Here is a 14,178-nt window from a genome sequence, read left to right as displayed (position 1 = left end):
CCAGCCTCCTCAGGCGTTCGCCGCGGCGTGGATCGCCTCGCGCACCTGCGCGAAGGTTCCACAACGGCAGATATTGGTGATGGCGTCGTTGATGTCCTGGTCGCTCGGCTTCGGATTGTCCTTGAGCAGCGCGGCGACGGCCATGATCATTCCGCTCTGGCAATAGCCGCATTGCGGAACGTCGTTCTCGAGCCAGGCCTGCTGCACCTTGTGCAGGCCATTGTCCGCCGCGAGGCCTTCGATGGTGGTGATCTGCTTGCCCACGGCTTCCGAGACGGTGACTCCGCAGGAGCGCACGGCGGTGCCGTCGAGATGCACCGTGCAGGCGCCGCATTGTGCGATGCCGCAGCCATATTTGGTGCCGGTCAGCCCGGCGTTCTCGCGGATCGCCCACAGCAGCGGCGTGTCCGGCTCGACATCGAGCGAATAGGATTTTCCGTTAATCGTGAGGTTTGCCATCGCAGATCCCTTTCGTTCAACGCGCCCGTTGAACTGAAGGTCGCACTGTGGCGCGAAGCCTGGAATCCTTCAAATCAAGAATATGCGTTTGCGGCGCGGAAGATTTGTGATGGGGCGGGGTTTGAGTTCGCCCGAACTCATCAGCCGCGCGGCGGCGCCACCGCCAGCCGCAGGAAACTCATCACGCTGCCGAGCGCGGCGAAGCCTGCGCCGAGCGCCAGTGCCATGGTCGCGCCCTCGCGTCCGGCCAAGCTGAAGCACAGCGCGGCCAGCGCCGCGCCGGTGGTCTGGCCGGTCAGCCTTGCCGTCGCGACGATGCCGCTGGCGCCGCCGCTCCGGTGGGGCGGAGCGCTTGACATGATGGCCTTCATATTGGGCGCCTGGAAGAAGCCGAAACCGATGCCGCAGATCAGCATGCGCCAGACGATGTTCGGGATGCTCGGGTTCTCCGGCAGCATCGCGAGCAGCGCCATGCCGGTTCCGAGCATCACGAGGCCGATGCCGCCGAGCAGGCCGGCGGGGAAACGATCCGACAGTCGGCCCGCGATCGGCGCCATGATCGTGACCGCGAGCGGCCAGGGCGTCATGAAGAAGCCGGTCTCGACCTGCGAGCGCTGCAGAATGTCCTCAAAGTAGAAGGGCAGCGACACGAAGCCGAGGCCCTGCACGGAGAAGGAGCAGACAGCCGTCGCCGCCGACAGCGCGAACACGCCGCGGCGGAACAGGTCGATCGGCAGCATCGGCGCGGGATGATCGGCCTGGCGCCGCGTCAGGATGATGCCGAGCACGAGTGCGCCAACCAGTTCCGCGACCACCATCGCCGGCGTCGCGCCATGCGCGGCGCTGCCGATGCCGGTGATGAACAGGCCGAGACAGAGCGCGGCAAGGGCGGCGCCGAGGAAGTCGAACGCGTGCTCGGCGCGCGGCGTCTTCGGCAGCATCTTCATGCCGATGGCGATCGCGATGAGGCCGAACGGCAGGTTGATCGCGAACAGCCAGGGCCAGGAGCCGAGCGAGAGAATGGCCGACGCAATGGTCGGCCCGAAGGTGAAGGAGATGCCGACCACCAGCGCATTGTGGCCGAGGCCGCGCCCCAGCATCTTGCCGGGATAGACATAGCGCACCAGCGCGGTGTTGACGCTCATGATGCCGCTGGCGCCAAGCCCTTGCAATGCGCGGGCGACCACCAGGGATGGCAGAGACCAGGCCAGCGCGCAGCCGACCGAGGCCAGCGTGAACAGCAGCAGGCCGCCGAGATAGATGCGCTGGTGGCCGACGATCTCGCCGAGCGCGCCGAGCGGCAGCAGGGTCGCGACCAGGGCGATCTGGTAGATGTTGACGACCCAGACCACCTCGGCCGGCGAGACGTGCAGATCATTGGAGATCGACGGCAGCGCGATGTTGGCGATGGCGACGTCGAGCGAAGCCATCGACAGCGCCGTGAAGATCGCCGCGATCGCCCAGGGCCGCTGGCTGGCGGGCAGGCCGTCGGCCGGGCCGTCGCCGGCGAGCTTCAAAGCGTGGTGGCGGTTGGACATGGGGACCTTTTGGGCCTTTGGTGCGCGCGTCTCCGATGAGCATGTACACGGGAGCGGACGAGAGCCCCAGCCATTGCTGGCGCATGGCCGTATGCGCGGCGGCGGAGCCGAGACTGTCGGATGCTTGCAAGAGCCCCTCGTCTTGCTCCGTCATTCCGGGGCATTCGCGCGCAAAACGGCGCAGCCGTTTAGAAGCAGCGCGAATGAGCCCGGAATCCATAACCACGAACGGAAGTCGGGCGCGAGACGCCCACCACCAGGGTGCCCCATACGAGGCCTGTGGGGTATGGGTTCCGGGCTCGCGCTGCGCTTGCGGCCGGCTGCGTCGGCCTCAAGCTCCGCGCGCCCCGGAACGACGCGCGGAGAGGGCGGTCCGCGTGGTCATGGCGTCGCCCGCGGCATCGTCACGGTGCTGACGCGGCCATCTATTTCGACTATCGTCCGATGCAAACAGACCATCAAGGCAGAACAAAACAGGGAGCCCACGAGGAGATCAATGAGCACAGTCAAAGACGCTCTGGCCCAGAAGAGTGGCGCCCTGGTTCATGTTCGCTCCGGCGAGATGGTCGTCGAAGCCTTGCAGAAGATGCGCGACAACCGGGTCCGCTCGGTACTGGTCATCGACGACGGCGTGCTCGTCGGCATCGTCACCCAGGGCGACTGCGCCATCAAGGTGCTGCTGCCCGGGCTCGATGCGACGCGGACGCCGGTCGGCCAGGTGATGACGGCCGATCCGGTGACGGTCAGGCCGGACCACCGGCTGGACAGTTGCATGGCGATGATGTCCCAGCGCGGCTTTCGCCACCTGCCGGTGCTGGACGGAGACCAGGTCGTTGGCGTGATCTCGATCGGCGACGTCGTCAAGAACATCATCCGGGATCTGGAGCACAACGTCGACGACCTGATGGGCTACATCCTGAAGGACGGTCCTGGGGGGTGATGGGGGAGGGCGGTGCAGCGCCTAGAGTATCTCTGGTTATGACCAAAGCCGACTCTTGTAGCCGCCGTGGATGTTTGCATTCGACCCGAAGCCGACATGACCCGGACCCCACAACCGCCTCTTAACCGGACGTTCCATATACGAAGCCATGCGCCGTGGCGCTTAGGCGTGAAGCAAAGGATATTGGGGCCGCTGCGGTGATATCAATGAGAAGAACTCTCGTGTTCTCGCTGCTAGGCCCTGCGCTTTGTGTCGCTTCGGCCGTATTGAGCTGGCTGCGGGAAGAATCCCCGAAGAAAGCATAATCTGGGCCTTCATGTTCTCGCTTGTCGTTTCGATCTCCACCGGATTGGTTGACGGCTACCTCGCACATTTTTTCTCCTCCCAGCTCAGGGCGCCGCTCATCGCGGTCGTTGGCGGGGCGACTGTGGCGTTTCTCCTCTTTGCGATAGCGAGCCGTACAGAGAACAGCCTTATTCGGCTCACGTGTGGACCATCGTTATGGCAGGAGTAGTGTGTATGGGTCTTTGCTCTCTCCTGTCGGGGCCTTCATGTGAGGAGCTGAACTAAATTCCGCTGCTGGTTGATGTTGGACGTCCAGCTAGCGCCAGGTGCTGTCTGCTTCCGAGACGCAACATGAAACATGTCGGCCGATCTTCAGAGGGCTGGTTATGATCAGGAGTGGACTAACAACTTTGTCCTGACGCAGGCCGCCGTGATTGTGTGTGGAGCAAGTCGCTAGCCGTCGGGTGAGCGCCGGACATCACATAAGTGTCACGTCAGGGCAACTCGCAGCCCATTCCAGTCAGATTGGCCCTGATCGGGTCGGATGTCAGCGGCCCCATCTAACCGTCCGAGTCGCTGTGTGTAGCTACGCGCTCCCCGGCCGCGCCAGCCGCTCGATCGTCTGATTGTGCCGTGTCAGCAGCTCACACGCATGCCCGATCTGTCGTTCGCGCAGCGCCTGCAGGATCTGGCGGTGATCGCCGTTGCTGCGCGGGCGCCAGCCGGCGGTGCGGGCCATGGTGAGGACGAGGCGCGAATTGGCGAGGCGCAGGCCGTCGAGGCTGGCGAGCAGGCGCGGCATCGCGCAAGGCGCGACCAGCGCGTGGTGGAAGGCGCGGTTGGCGGTCTCGAACTCCTGGATGGTCTCGGCATTGTCGCCCTCGATCAGCGCAAGCTCGATCGCGGCGAGATGCGCCGGCGTGTAGCGCGGCGCGGCGTTGCGTAAGCCAACGACTTCGAGTGCGACGCGCATCTCGACGATTTCCTTGGTCGCCTTCGCATCGAGCGGCGCGACACGGACACCGCGCCTGGGCATCGCGACCACCAGGTGCAGCGCTTCGAGCTGCCGGAACGCCTCGCGGACCGGCACATGGCTCGAATTAAATTCGCGCGCGATGTGGTCCTGGCGCAGCGGCGCGTCCGGCGGCAGGGCGCCGCTGACAATGCGGTCGGTGATCGCGTCGGCAATGCGATGGGCCGTCGTGAGGTTCTCGTCTGTCATGTGATAGATTATCTATCGAAAAAGCAGGTGCGTTGAAAGCGGCGGTATCCTACGGTCCGAGAAGAGCGGTATTTCATAGATAATATCTATGAAAATCTATGATCTTGGAGCGTCAGCGTGACCCGTGTGAGCCATTCGCCTTCGGAGCCGATCAAGCAAGGCGATGCTGTTCGCCATGACTGGACCCGGGAGGAGGCCGAGGCGCTGTATGGCCTCCCGTTTCCAGACCTGATGTTCCTGGCACAGTCGACCCATCGCCGGCACTTCGACCCGACCCGGCTGGAGACCGCGAGCCTGCTCAGCATCAAGACCGGCGGCTGTCCGGAGGATTGCGGCTACTGCTCGCAGAGCGCGCATTACGACACCGGCCTGAAGGCGACCAAGCTGATGGACCACGACGCCGTCGTCGCGACGGCGCGGCGCGCCAAGCAGGCCGGCGCCGAGCGCTTCTGCATGGCCGCCGCGTGGCGCAGCCCGAAAGACCGTGATCTCGACCAGGTCTGCGACATGGTCAGCGCGGTGAAGGACCTGGGCCTGGAGACCTGCGTGACCCTGGGCATGCTGACGCCGCCGCAGGCGCAGCGGCTCAAGCAGGCCGGGCTCGACTACTACAACCACAATGTCGATACTTCGCCCGAGTTCTACGACCGCATCATCACCACCCGCACCCTGCAGGACCGCATCCACACGCTGGCGCATGTGCGCGAGGCCGGCATCAAGACCTGTTGCGGCGGAATCATCGGCATGGGTGAGGAGGTTGATGACCGGCTCGGCATGCTGGTGCTGCTCGCCAATCTCGAGGCGCATCCGGATAGCGTGCCGATCAACCTTTGGAACGAGGTCAAGGGCGTGCCGGTCAACGACACCGCGACGCGGCCCGACGGGATAGCGCTGGTGCGGCTGATCGCGGTGGCGCGCATCATGATGCCCAGGAGCGTCGTGCGGTTGTCGGCGGGGCGGCAGTACATGAGCGACGAGTTGCAGAGCCTGTGCTTGCTCGCCGGCGCCAACTCGATCTTCATCGGCGACGTGTTGTTGACGACGGCCAACCCGCAGGCCGAGCGCGATGCTGACTTGCTGGCGCGGCTCGGCATGACGTCGTCGTTGATGGCGCGCAAGAGAGAAGATGCAAGCGAAGCGGCGCATCAATCAGTCACTGCGTGATGTCGCAGGAGCGGGGCCTCATGGTTCGAGACGCGCCGCCATTGCGACCGTTCGCGACGGCTCGATCGCGTGCGCGGCGCTCCTCACCATGAGGGATGGGCTCCGCAATCGGAGCTGCACGAAGACGATGAGTCGTGTGCGCATCAAGCAAGCGTTCGATCTCATGCGGTGCTTGGCGGCTTCGCCGAACCGCTTTTCCCTCACCCTGAAGAGCATGCCCTTCAGGCGGGCGTCTCGAACGGCGAGGCCCGGACGTTGGCCGCATGGTTCTCCGACTCCAAGCGAATGCGGCTGACCGATAGGGAGCGGATACAATATGCCTTCCGACAAATTGGCGATCTATGCAAATGACCTGCAAGATCTCGCGGCGCGCGACCGTCTCCGGCGCCTGAGTCCGCGATCCGGTTTCGATTTCTCGTCCAACGATTATCTCGGCCTCGCTCAGTCGCCGCGGATCAAGCGCGCGATCGCTGCGGCGATGGAGGCGGGCACGCCCGTCGGCGCGGCCGGCTCGCGGCTGCTGCGCGGCAATTGCGCGGAGCACGAGCGGCTGGAAGCCGAAGCGGCACGTTTCTTCGGCGTCGACAGCGCGCTGGTCTTCGGCTCGGGCTATGTCGCCAACTTTGCCGTGCTGGCAACGCTGCCGCAAGCCGACGACCTGCTGGTGCTCGATGCGCTCGTGCACGCCAGCACCCATGAGGGCGCGCGCGCCAGCCGGGCCGGGGTTTGTCAGTTCGCGCACAATGATGCCAGCGCCGCCGAGGACAAGATCCGGGCGTGGCGCCGCGACGGCGGTGTCGGCCGGCCCTGGATCGTCGTCGAAAGCCTCTACAGCATGGATGGCAACATCGCGCCGCTGGATGATCTGATCGCGGTGGCCGAACGACACGACGCGTTCCTGCTGATCGACGAGGCGCATGCGACCGGCGTGCATGGCCCGCAGGGGCGTGGCCTTGCCGCACGGTTCGAAGGCCGTGACGATGTCGTCGTCGTGCACACCTGCGGCAAGGCACTCGGCGCCGCCGGCGCGCTGGTGACCGCGCACCGCGTGCTGCGCGACATCCTCGTCAACCGCGCTCGTCCCTTCATCTTCGCCACCGCGCCGTCGCCGCTGATGGCGGTGGCCGTCACGGAGGCGCTCGCGATCCTGCAGGATGAGCCGCAGCGGCAGCAGAAGCTGACGGAGCTCATGGCGTTTGCACACCGCGCGATCGTCGCACGGTTCGGCGCGACGTGGTCGTCGACGCAGATCATTCCCTACATCGTCGGCGACAATGCGCGCGCGATGACCCTCGCCGCCGGCCTGCAGCGGCGCGGCTTCGACGTGCGCGGCATCCGGCCGCCGACGGTGCCCGCAGGCACCGCGCGCTTGCGGCTGTCGCTGACCCTGAACGTCGACGAGGCCGCGATCACGGCGCTGCTCGACACGCTTGTCGAACTTGAAGGAGAGCAGCAATGGCGCAGCGCATCGTCGTCACGGGCACCGACACCGGCATCGGCAAGACCGTATTCGCCGCCGGCCTGACGGCGTTGCTCGGCGCCTGCTATTGGAAGCCGGTGCAGGCAGGCCTCGCGGAGGAGACGGATTCCGATCGCGTCCGCCGTCTGGCCGAACTCCCCGCGGATCGCGTCCTCCCCGAAAATTATCGGCTGGCGGAACCGGCGTCGCCGCATCGCGCCGCCCGCCTCGAAGGGATCAGGATTGATCCGCTCAGTCTCGATCCTCCCGACACCGGCCGGCCTCTGGTGATCGAGGGCGCCGGCGGGGTCATGGTGCCGCTCGACGACGACACGCTCACGCTCGATGTGTTCGCACGCTGGCGCTGTCCGCTGGTGCTGTGCGCACGCACGAGTCTGGGCACCATCAATCATTCGCTGTTGTCGCTGGCGGCGCTGCGCAGCCGCGGCATCGCCGTGCTCGGCATCGCCTTCATCGGCGACGCCGCCGCGGAGAGCGAGGAGACGATCTGCCGTCTCGGCAAGGTCACGCGTCTTGGCCGCTTGCCCTGGCTGGCGCCGCTTACGGCATCGACGCTGCAGCAGGCGATGACGACCGCATTCCGGCGCAAGGATTTCGCGCGATGACGCGCGCGGCAGGTTCGCCAATCTGGCATCCGTTCACGCAGCACGCGCTGCAGCCGCAGATGATTCCGATCACGCGCGGCGAGGGCGCCTATCTGCACGCGGCCGACGGCCGGCGGATCATCGATGCCATCGCGTCGTGGTGGGTGGTGACGCATGGTCATTGTCACCCGCCGATCGTGCGCGCGATCCAGCAGCAGGCCGAGCGTCTCGACCAGGTGATCTTCGCCGGATACACGCACGAGTCGGCGGAGCAGGTGGCCGCCGGGCTGCTCGACCTCACCCCGCCGGGCCTGGCGCACGTGTTCTTCTCGGACTCTGGCGCCACCAGCGTCGAGGTCGCGCTGAAGATGGCGCTCGGCTATTTCAGGAATATCGGCGAGGCGCGCACGCGCATCGTGGTGATGCAGCATTCCTACCACGGCGACACCATCGGCACGATGTCGGTCGGCGCGCGCGGCGTGTTCAACGCCGCCTACGAGCCGCTGCTGTTCGATGTGGCTGTCGTGCCGTTTCCGGCCGAGGGCCGCGAGCAGGCGACGCTCGATGCACTCGCTGCCATCTGCGAGCGGGATCGGCCAGCCGCGTTCATCGTCGAGCCGCTGGTGCTGGGTGCCGGCGGCATGCTGATGTACTCGCCTGCGGTGCTGCGCGAGATGCACCGCATCTGCCGGGCGCACGGCGTGCTGTTCATTGCCGACGAGGTCATGACCGGCTGGGGCCGCACGGGCACGCTGTTTGCGTGCGAGCAGGCGGAGATCACGCCGGACATCGCCTGCTATGCCAAGGGTCTCACCGGAGGGGCGATGCCGCTCGCGGTCACGCTGTGCAGCGAGGCCATCTTCGCGGCGCATCTGTCGGCCGATCGTGCGCGGACCTTCTTTCATTCCAGCTCGTATACGGCCAATCCGATCGCCTGCGCGGCGGCATCGGCCAATCTCGCGCTGTGGCGCCAGCCGGAGACGCGAGCCCGCGCCGCCGCTGTCGCGGCAATGCAGCAGTGCTGCCTGGAGCGTTTCCGCTATGACGAGCGGTTCTCGGATCTGCGGCGGTGCGGGACCATTACGGCGATCGATCTGCACGCCGAGGAGCCCGGTTACCTCGCCGACGTCGGGCCGAAGCTGCACGGCATCTTCCGTGACAGCCACGTGCTGCTGCGGCCGCTCGGCCACACGATCTACGTGATGCCGCCTTACTGCGTCACATCAGAGGATCTCGACACGATCTACGCGGCGATTGACGAGGCCGTCGATCGCGTGCTCTGAGCACCCTTCCGTTCTGCGCAATTTGCGCTCGACGATCTCCCGCACTAGCATCCGCCAACAAAATTCGTGACGGGGGGACTGAAAGCCATGAATGTGCCGGTCAGCGACAACAGCTCGAAGGAGGCCAAGGACGCGACCGCGGCGGTGAGGGCCGCGCAGCAGGCGATGCTCGAGACGCTGCCGTTCGGCGATACCGCCGACTTCGACGATGCGGCCCGCGGTTTTCTCGGCACCATCGACGACGCCAAGGTGGCCACCGCACAGGGCCGAACCGTCTGGAGCCTTGCGCCCTACGGCTTCCTCGAGGCCGAGGAGGCGCCGCCGACCGTCAATCCCAGCCTGTGGCGGCAGGCCAAGCTCAACATGCAGCACGGCCTGTTCGAGGTCGTGCCCGGGGTCTACCAGGTGCGCGGGCTCGACATCGCGAACATGACCCTCATCGAGGGCGACACCGGCGTGATCGTGGTGGATACGCTGACCTCGATCGAGGGCGCCCGCGCCGCGCTCGATCTCTACTATCAGCATCGCGGCACCAGGCCGGTCATGGCGGTGATGTTCACGCACACCCACACCGACCATTGGGGCGGGGCGCGCGGGGTCGTCGACGAGGACGCCGTCACCGGCGGTCGCGTGCCGCTGATCGCGCCGAACCTGTTCATCGAGCACGCGGTGTCCGAGAACATCATTGCCGGTCCCGCGATGCTGCGCCGGGCGCAGTATCAGTTTGGGCCGCTGCTGGCGAAAGGGCCGAAGGGCCATGTCGATTGCGGCCTGGGCAAGACCATGGCCGCCGGCAGCGTGGCGCTGCTGCGGCCGACCGATCTGATCATGGCAACCGGCGACACCAGGACGATCGACGGCGTCACCTTCGAATTCCAGATGGCGCCGAACAGCGAGGCGCCGGCGGAGATGCATTTCTATGTGCCGCGCTACAGGCTGTTGAACCTCGCCGAGAACTGCACGCACAATTTCCACAATTTGCTGCCGTTCCGCGGCGCCGATGTGCGCGATGCGCTGGCGTGGTCGAAATATCTCGGCGAGGCGCTGCAATTATGGGGCGGCAAGGCCGAGGTGATGTGCGGCCAGCATCACTGGCCGGTGTGGGGCGCAGCCCGCGTCGACAGGATGATCCGCGAGCAGCGCGACCTCTACAAATTCGCGCACGATCAGACTCTCCGCCTGATGAACCACGGCCTGACCGCCAGCGAGATCGCCGAGCAGATCGCGCTGCCGAAAAGCCTGGAGCACGCCTGGCATGCGCGCGGCTATTACGGCCACATCCGGCACAATGTGAAGGCGATCTATCAGAAATATCTCGGCTGGTACGACGCCAATCCCGTCAATCTCGATGCGCTGCCGCCGGTCCAGGCTGGCCGGAAATACGTCGACTATATGGGCGGCGCGGAGGCGCTGCTGGCGCGGGCGCGCGCGGATTTCGAGAGGGGCGAGTTTCGCTTCGTCGCCCAGGTCGTCGGCCATCTGGTGTTCGCCGAGCCCGACAATGCCGAGGCGCGTGCGCTGCTCGCCGATACGTTGGAACAGCTCGGCTATGCCGCCGAAAGCGCGACGTGGCGCAACGCCTATCTGTTCGGCGCTCAGGAGCTGCGCCACGGCATGCCGGAGATCCCGGCGCGCCCCGGCATGCCGCGAGAAACCCTGGCGGCGCTGCGCACCGAGCAAATATGGGACGTGCTCGGCGTCAGGCTGAACGGACCGAAGGCCGAGGGCAAGCACATCGTGCTGAACTGGAGCTTCACCGACACCGGCGAGCGCTTCGTCCTCACGCTGCAGAATTGCGCGCTGACCTATGCGGCGGGCGCGCAGGCGTCCACGGCGGATGCCGGCTTCACCCTGGCGCGATCGACTCTCGACGCGGTCATCGCCAAGGCGACGACTTTTCCGGAAGCGGTCGCCGCCGGCAAGATCAGCGTCGTCGGCAATCTGATGCGGCTCGCCGAGCTGATGTCGCTGATGGATGAGTTTCCGCGGATGTTCGAGATCGTCGAGCCGAAGCGGACCGCGGTGACCTGAGGCGGGCCGGGCGTCGGAATTGCCCGGCCCATGCGCATTACTCGGCGCTGCTGACCAGGCGGATGCGCGGCTCGGCCCGTTCGATCAGGCCGCGATAGGCGGCGAGATAGTCCAGCGCCATGCGCCGGGCCGTGAACCGCTGCTCGAAGCGCTCGCGCACGCGCGCGCGGCTGAGATCGTGCAGACGGTTGACGGCCACCACCGCGCTGAGCTCGTCCTCGACGATGAAGCCGGTGACGCCGTCGTCGATCACCTCCGGCACCGATCCGCGATTATAGGCGATGACGGGCGTGCCGCAGGCCATCGATTCGATCATGACGAGGCCGAACGGCTCGGGCCAGTCGATCGGCAGCAGCAGGCCGAGCGCGCCGGACAGGAACTCCGGCTTCTCATGGTCGCCGATCTCCCCGATGTACTCGATGAGCGGATTGCCGTTGATCATCGGATAGATCAGCTGGTCATAATAGTCCTGGTCGGCGCGATCGACCTTGGCGGCGATCTTGAGCGGGATGCCACAGCGCATCGCGATCTTGATGGCGCGGTCGACGCCCTTTTCAGGCGCGATGCGTCCGAGCACGGCGAGATAGCTCGGCGTCACGGGCTTGGGCATCAGCAGCTGTTCGGGCAGGCCGTGCAGAACGGTGCGGACCCAGTTTGCATTCGGCACGGGTCTGCGCTGTGCATCGGAGATCGAGACGACGGGAACGTCCTTGAAGACGGAGAACACCGGCTGGTGCTCGGGAAGGTCGAGCCGGCCATGCAGCGTGGTGAGAAACGGCGTGGGCTGCCGGTGGAACAGCGAGAAGGGATAGTAGTCGAGGTGGAAGTGCAGAACGTCGAACTCCTCCTCGTCACATCGCTGGCGCACGCTTTCGAGCATGACCATGTGCAGCGCGTTGGGATCCCGGACCGAGCCGTCGAGGCGCAGCGCCTTCGGCCAGGTCGGTGAGAGTTTCGCCGAGGTCTGCGAATCACCGCTGGCAAACAGCGTGACGTCGTGCCCGAGCGCGACGAGCTCTTCGGTCAGCCAGTGCACCACCCTCTCAGTGCCGCCATAGAGTTTCGGAGGCACAGCCTCCGTCAACGGAGCAACCTGCGCAATGCGCATCTCATCGTCTCCTATTCGTGATCATGGATGGAAACCCCCAGATGGCACCGGCACTGCCGCAGCAGGAACGTTGACCCATCTGCGAAGTTCCGGCGCTTGCGATCACTCTTTCTTCGACACAACGTGTTCCCACCGACCTCATTGCTGCCATCTGGCATCTTCAGCTCTGCCGACCAGCGCTCATGCGAAGTTGACAGAGCGCCACTGCTGCTGCGGCGCGGAACAGAAGAAACCGTTCATCGTTCATCTGGCCGCAACAGGTGTCGCCAACAGTCGCACAGGACAAACATGGATCAGCTATCAGGCTACGCGCACCGGCCGTTCCCCTTCGTCATGCGCTATCTGCGCAAGCGGCCGACGGCGCATCTCATCATCTTGTTGTCTGTTGTCGGTGCAGTTGCCTGTTCGGTAGGCACGCAATACGGAGTCAAGTTCCTGGTCGACAGCCTGTCGGCCGGTCCCCGCGGCAGCGGCAACGTGTGGGCCGCATTCATCCTGCTGATGGCGCTGATCGCAACCGACAACGTCCTCTGGCGCGTCGCCAGCTGGATCGCGAGCTTCACCTTCGTGAGCGTCACCGGCGATCTCCGGCGCGACATCTTCCGTCATCTCACCGGCCATTCGCCGAGCTACTTTGGTGATCGACTGCCGGGAATGCTCTCGAGCCGGATCACGGCGACCTCGAATGCCGTGTTCACGGTCGAGAACATGTTCGTCTGGAACGTGCTGCCGCCCTGCCTGGCGACGGTTGCGGCGATTCTGCTGATTGGAACCGTGAGTGGCCCGATGGCCGGCGCGCTGCTGCTGATCGCGGCCATGATGGTCCTGGCCATGTTCCGCCTGGCGTCGGCCGGCAAGCCGCTGCATGATGATTTCGCCGACAAGGCGGCGATGGTCGACGGCGAGATGGTCGACGTGATCTCGAACATGCCGCTGGTGCGCGCGTTCTGCGGCCTGCGCCACGAGCATGACCGGTTCGATGCGACCGTCGACAAGGAACTCGAAGCGCGCGGACGCAGCCTCCGCTATCTGGAAAAGCTGCGCATCCTGCACGCGACCGTCACGATCGTGCTGACCGTTGCGCTGATGGCCTGGGCGATCTCGATGTGGCAACGGGGCGGGGCAACCACGGGCGATGTCGTGCTGGTGTGCACGCTCGGCCTGTGCATCCTCAACGCGACGCGCGATCTCGCAGTCGCCCTGGTCGATGTGACGCAGCATGTCGCGCGCATGAGCGAGGCGATCGCCACGCTGCTGCAGCCGCATGAGCTGCGCGATCATCCCGAGGCCGAGCCGCTGGTCAAGAGCGGCGCCGCCATTGCCTTCAACGACATCACCTTCCACTACCCGGGCGGCCACAAGCTGTTCGAAGCGTTCACGCTGCGCCTGCAGCCCGGCCAGCGTGTCGGACTCGTCGGCCAGTCCGGCGGCGGCAAGTCGAGCCTGTTCACCCTGCTGCAGCGGTTCTACGATCCGCAGGCGGGACATATCGAGATCGACGGCCAGGACATTGCGAAGGTGACGCAGCAGAGCCTGCGCGAGGCGATCTCGGTGGTGCCGCAGGACATCTCGCTGTTCCATCGCTCGATCCTGGAGAACATCCGCTACGGCCGGCCGAGCGCGACCGACGACGAGGTGCTGCGCGCGGCGATCGCGGCGCGTTGCGATTTCGTCGAGACGCTGCCGGAGGGGTTGCAGACCATGGTCGGCGATCGCGGTGTCAAGCTGTCGGGCGGCCAGCGCCAGCGCATCGCGATCGCGCGCGCCTTCCTCAAGGACGCGCCGATCCTGCTGCTCGACGAGGCCACCGCCGCGCTCGACAGCGAATCCGAGGAGGCGATCCGCGAGGCGCTGAGCCGGCTGATGCGGGGCCGGACGGTGATCGCGATCGCGCACCGGCTGGCGACCTTGCGGAATTTTGACCGCGTCGTGGTGCTGAAATCGGGCAGGATCATCGAGGACGGCGCGCCTGAGCGGCTGATGCAAAGCGAGGGTCCCTATCGGGAACTCGTCACCCAGGAAATGAACCGGCTCGCCACGTTCGCCGCCTGATCGTTGCGTCGCGTCGCGACCTTGCCCGTCCG

Annotated in this window: 11 protein-coding genes; 7 read left to right on the top strand and 4 right to left on the bottom strand. The window is 65.8% G+C overall.

Features of this window, described 5'->3' with window-relative positions:
- Nucleotides 1-9: 9 nt before the first annotated feature.
- Nucleotides 10-459, bottom strand: coding sequence for a (2Fe-2S)-binding protein (locus tag ACQR1Y_RS04785; protein WP_434875221.1), 450 nt, complete (start codon nt 457-459; stop codon nt 10-12).
- 140 nt (nt 460-599) lie between these two features.
- Nucleotides 600-1,997: an MFS transporter gene (locus ACQR1Y_RS04780; protein WP_434875222.1), complete on the bottom strand. Its 1,398-nt coding sequence runs from the start codon at nt 1,995-1,997 to the stop codon at nt 600-602.
- A 496-nt stretch (nt 1,998-2,493) separates the two neighbouring features.
- On the opposite strand from ACQR1Y_RS04780, the gene ACQR1Y_RS04775 reads away from it, so the two are divergent.
- The gene (locus ACQR1Y_RS04775; protein WP_434875223.1) at nt 2,494-2,937 is read left to right on the top strand and encodes a CBS domain-containing protein; all 444 of its coding nucleotides are present in this window, start codon (nt 2,494-2,496) and stop codon (nt 2,935-2,937) included.
- An 871-nt stretch (nt 2,938-3,808) separates the two neighbouring features.
- On the opposite strand, the gene ACQR1Y_RS04770 is transcribed toward ACQR1Y_RS04775, so the two are convergent.
- Nucleotides 3,809-4,444 (bottom strand): GntR family transcriptional regulator, encoded by a 636-nt coding sequence (locus ACQR1Y_RS04770; protein WP_434875224.1) that lies wholly within the window; start codon nt 4,442-4,444, stop codon nt 3,809-3,811.
- Nucleotides 4,445-4,561: 117 nt separating this feature from the next.
- On the opposite strand from ACQR1Y_RS04770, the gene bioB reads away from it, so the two are divergent.
- The 5 genes from bioB to ACQR1Y_RS04745 all read left to right on the top strand — a co-directional run bounded on the left by bioB (nt 4,562) and on the right by ACQR1Y_RS04745 (nt 10,986).
- Nucleotides 4,562-5,608 carry a biotin synthase BioB gene (bioB, locus tag ACQR1Y_RS04765; RefSeq protein WP_434875225.1) on the top strand — a complete coding sequence of 349 codons (1,047 nt, stop codon included), beginning with the start codon at nt 4,562-4,564 and terminating at the stop codon, nt 5,606-5,608.
- Between the two features lie 316 nt (nt 5,609-5,924).
- Nucleotides 5,925-7,133 (top strand): 8-amino-7-oxononanoate synthase, encoded by a 1,209-nt coding sequence (locus ACQR1Y_RS04760; RefSeq protein WP_434875226.1) that lies wholly within the window; start codon nt 5,925-5,927, stop codon nt 7,131-7,133.
- Nucleotides 7,064-7,693, top strand: coding sequence for a dethiobiotin synthase (gene bioD, locus ACQR1Y_RS04755; RefSeq protein WP_434875227.1), 630 nt, complete (start codon nt 7,064-7,066; stop codon nt 7,691-7,693). The genes ACQR1Y_RS04760 and bioD overlap by 70 nt, the downstream gene beginning before the upstream one ends.
- Complete coding sequence (locus tag ACQR1Y_RS04750) at nt 7,690-8,955, top strand: adenosylmethionine--8-amino-7-oxononanoate transaminase (protein ID WP_434875228.1); 1,266 nt, start codon at nt 7,690-7,692, stop codon at nt 8,953-8,955. Before bioD ends, ACQR1Y_RS04750 begins: the two co-directional genes overlap by 4 nt.
- 165 nt (nt 8,956-9,120) lie before the next feature.
- Nucleotides 9,121-10,986 carry an alkyl/aryl-sulfatase gene (locus tag ACQR1Y_RS04745; protein ID WP_434875599.1) on the top strand — a complete coding sequence of 622 codons (1,866 nt, stop codon included), beginning with the start codon at nt 9,121-9,123 and terminating at the stop codon, nt 10,984-10,986.
- A 37-nt stretch (nt 10,987-11,023) separates the two neighbouring features.
- On the opposite strand, the gene ACQR1Y_RS04740 is transcribed toward ACQR1Y_RS04745, so the two are convergent.
- Nucleotides 11,024-12,094 (bottom strand): glycosyltransferase family 4 protein, encoded by a 1,071-nt coding sequence (locus tag ACQR1Y_RS04740; protein WP_434875229.1) that lies wholly within the window; start codon nt 12,092-12,094, stop codon nt 11,024-11,026.
- A 288-nt stretch (nt 12,095-12,382) separates the two neighbouring features.
- Between ACQR1Y_RS04740 and ACQR1Y_RS04735 the strand changes: the two genes are divergently transcribed.
- Entirely contained in the window at nt 12,383-14,146 is a 1,764-nt protein-coding gene (locus ACQR1Y_RS04735; protein ID WP_434875230.1) for an ABC transporter ATP-binding protein, read from the top strand.
- The last annotated feature ends 32 nt before the right edge of the window (nt 14,147-14,178 follow it).

Source organism: Bradyrhizobium sp. HKCCYLRH3099 (assembly GCF_051167855.1).
GTDB lineage: Bacteria > Pseudomonadota > Alphaproteobacteria > Rhizobiales > Xanthobacteraceae > Bradyrhizobium.
The sequence above is the reverse complement of the archived record's forward strand: the minus strand, read 5'-3'. Positions and strand labels throughout refer to the sequence as shown.